A 405-nucleotide genomic window follows, 5' to 3' on the forward strand; every position below is an offset into this window, starting at 1 on the left:
CGATCGTGAGCAGCCCGCTCCGGCCGAGGCGGTGATAGAGTCAGCGTTCTGGCTGCTCGTCAAGGGTGATGGTTTTGGCGTTGCGTTTTCGCATGCTTTCGCCGGCCAGCTGGAGGCGGTGAGCGTTATGGACGAGGCGATCGAGGACGGCGTCGGCGTAGGTTGGGTCTCCGATAACTTCGTGCCATGTGTCCACAGGGAGTTGGCTGGTTACGATGGTGGAGGCGCGGCCATGGCGGTCCTCGAGGACTTCGAGTAGATCGCGCCGCTCGGCAGCGGTGAGCACCGACAATCCCCAATCGTCCAAAATCAGAAGCTGGGCGCGGCCAAGGGTTTTGAGCAAGCGGGCATAACGTCCATCGCCCCGCGCGAGCGCCAACGCTTCGAACAATCTTGGGACGCGAT

Annotated in this window: 1 protein-coding gene; it reads right to left on the reverse strand. The window is 62.5% G+C overall.

Features of this window, described 5'->3' with window-relative positions:
- Window positions 1-40: 40 nt before the first annotated feature.
- Window positions 41-405 (reverse strand): ATP-binding protein (locus CWO89_RS45275; protein WP_165421644.1); only part of this gene is annotated, 365 nt, incomplete at its 5' end.

This window comes from Bradyrhizobium sp. Leo170, assembly GCF_004296405.1.
Classification (GTDB): Bacteria; Pseudomonadota; Alphaproteobacteria; order Rhizobiales; family Xanthobacteraceae; genus Bradyrhizobium.